This is a genomic window from Wolbachia endosymbiont of Drosophila bocki, from assembly GCF_028982005.1.
GTDB lineage: Bacteria > Pseudomonadota > Alphaproteobacteria > Rickettsiales > Anaplasmataceae > Wolbachia > Wolbachia pipientis.
In genome coordinates this window covers 1-2503 of sequence record NZ_JAPQLG010000057.1, presented here as the reverse complement: position 1 = coordinate 2503, position 2503 = coordinate 1, and the positions used below count along the sequence as shown (strand labels likewise).

Sequence of the window (2503 nt, the reverse complement as noted above, 5' to 3'; positions counted from 1 at the left end):
GCTTCCAGACTCTTTTCATATGGAGAAAAATCAATGCTTGCAATGTTGTTGTAGGGGTAGGTATGACGGTATGCGGCGGCATGACGATAAGCCTTGTCATTCCAGCGCGTGACGCTGGAATCTAAACTTTAACTGATATGATTACAGAAAGAGAATTTATTAGGTATTCATAGACACTGAAAGTGCTCAGCTTGACCACTTTCAAGTAAAGAAAACTACGTTTGTGCTTCCAATAATTTCTATTACTTATCCGCTACTGCACCGTCTTTACAAATCACACCTCCTGGTGTTATTTTTGAAACGACTACAGGAGCGCCAAAAAACACAGCAGTGAACGCACCGAGTGCAAAAAGCGCTGGCCATGGCATTCTGCCGAATATCGCAAGCAAAGCTGCACCAATTATCACTATTGTGATCATCGGTCCACCTATGCCGTGAGTATAGCCTATTATCTTGCATATCACCGATGATGTTGTATCATTTTTATCAACAAAAGTATTTGCAGCATTTGCATCAAATGCAAAGGAGAGAATTAAAGCCACAAGTAGAAGAAAATTTTTCATTACGCCTCCGATAATTTCTATTTAATGCTGGATTATCCTTCACTTTGATTAAATTTAAGTAAATGGTGAGGATTTTTTGCTTAAAAGTATCCTTTATTTCATTTAGAATACTTTTCTTGGTTCGTTTATATTACAGTGCTACAGAAATTTTACAGCATCGTTTATTGCCTTTATCGTGCTTTGATTGACACAATTCATAATGATGGAGTGGAGCATGCAGGGTATTTATCATTTTTAATTCTGTTATCAATATTTCCTTTTCTCATCGTTTTAATGGCTGTGGCGTCAACATTCGCAAATTTTTTAGACCAGTACAACATTGGCTGGGTATTTATCATTGATAACATGCCACAGGATATTTTATCATCTTTGATGCCGCGTATTAGGGAGATAATATCAGGCCCGCCGCAAAGCTTACTAACTTTAGCAATTGTAGGTGCTGTTTGGACCGCTTCATCGACAATTGAAGGGCTTAGAACAATACTCAATAAGGCCTATAAAGTTCCGGTTTCGCCGCCTTATATATTAAGAAGAGTACTAAGTATATTACAATTTTTAGTAATCACGCTTATTATAACTCTAACTATAGTGTTTTCTACACTAGTACCAATGCTAATTGATTTTTCCTATCAGGGGCTAAGTTATACTAGGTATTTACTTATTGAATTTGTACTTTTCACAGTAGTCTCTTGGCTATATTTTATGTTACCAAACATAAAACAAAATTTATCAGACGTATTTCCTGGATCTTGTGTAGCTGTTATTCTTTGGACGATTTCTGCTTCAGCTTTTAAGCAATACTTAAAAGCTTCCTTTGACCAACTGGATTTGATATATGGAAGTTTAGGTGGTGTAGTAGTGTCATTACTATTTTTTTATATGCTAAGTTTGATTTTTATATATGGAGCAAAATTCAATTTTCAGCTAAAATATTTCAATGGGTCTCGCTAAGGAGAAAGAAATGGGTAAGTTAGAAGGTAAAGTAGCTTTAATCACCGGAGCTTCAGGTGGAATAGGCTCTGCTGTTGCAAAAAGGTTTATAAGAGAAGGTGCATGTGTGATTCTGATTTCGAGATCTCTTGATAATCTCAAGCCACTATATAATGAAATTGAAGAGCTTGAAGAATTTAAAGAAGGCTCTGTGAAACTAATTCAGCTTGATCTTTTAGACTTTGAGAATGTAAAGATACTGACAAACATGATAGAAAGCCTGAAATTATCAGAATCTGGAGCACTTGATATATTAGTTGCGTGTGCTGGAATTTTAGGCAAACTGAACCCCATTCATGACTGTGAGATTGAAGAGCTACAGAACGTAATGAATACAAATTTTACTGCCAATTGGTACTTACTAAAAAGCTTAGATCCAATGCTAAAAAAGTCTAATGCTGGAAGAGCGATATTCATAACCTCAGAAGTGACACTTTCTCCTTCCTCTTATCCATATTGGATGCCGTATGCTGCAAGTAAAGTTGCACTAGAAATAATGGTGCAGATATATGCATCTGAGACAAAACATACAAAATTATGTGTAAATGCTGTATACACGGAAGGACCTGTGGGTAGTGAGCAGGCATTTCCTGGATCTGAATTGGTGCCACCTGATAAACTAACAGATAAATTTGTGGAACTTGCTTCTGAAGATTGTAGCATATCAGGAGAAATCTTGCCACTCAGTAAGTCTTTTGAATAAATTACCATAGTATCTGCAAAGATACCGTTAAGCCCACAACTGTATGAACATTGTGATTTGAGAGTAATCTCCACTAGGAAGGATGTCATCCCAGTGCCTCTATGGTGTCATTCCAGTCTGGAATCTAGTCTTTATTATGCAGCCACTTATTTAAAGTTAAGTTTTCTGGATCCCAGACGGCTTTGTTGCATCGCTAGCTATGATGGATTAAAGATAAAAAAGATGGAGAATATCAGTAGCTTATTAT

3 protein-coding genes are annotated in these 2503 nt (G+C 36.5%); 2 read left to right on the top strand and 1 reads right to left on the bottom strand.

Annotated elements, in window-relative coordinates:
* Positions 1–242: 242 nt before the first annotated feature.
* Positions 243–563, bottom strand: a complete 321-nt coding sequence (locus OZD61_RS01125) for a TrbC/VirB2 family protein (protein ID WP_015589492.1) — start codon at positions 561–563, stop codon at positions 243–245.
* A gap of 135 nt (positions 564–698) precedes the next feature.
* On the opposite strand from OZD61_RS01125, the gene OZD61_RS01120 reads away from it, so the two are divergent.
* On the top strand, positions 699–1514 hold the full coding sequence (locus OZD61_RS01120) for a YihY/virulence factor BrkB family protein (protein WP_006279712.1): 816 nt from the start codon (positions 699–701) through the stop codon (positions 1512–1514).
* Positions 1501–2256 (top strand): SDR family oxidoreductase, encoded by a 756-nt coding sequence (locus OZD61_RS01115; protein WP_274979537.1) that lies wholly within the window; start codon positions 1501–1503, stop codon positions 2254–2256. Before OZD61_RS01120 ends, OZD61_RS01115 begins: the two co-directional genes overlap by 14 nt.
* The last annotated feature ends 247 nt before the right edge of the window (positions 2257–2503 follow it).

Coding starts and splice junctions, on each gene's coding strand:
- OZD61_RS01125 (WP_015589492.1), bottom strand. CDS start 563: ATGAAAAATTTTCTTCTACTTGTGGCTTTAATTCTCTCCTTTGCATTT.
- OZD61_RS01115 (WP_274979537.1), top strand. CDS start 1,501: ATGGGTCTCGCTAAGGAGAAAGAAATGGGTAAGTTAGAAGGTAAAGTA.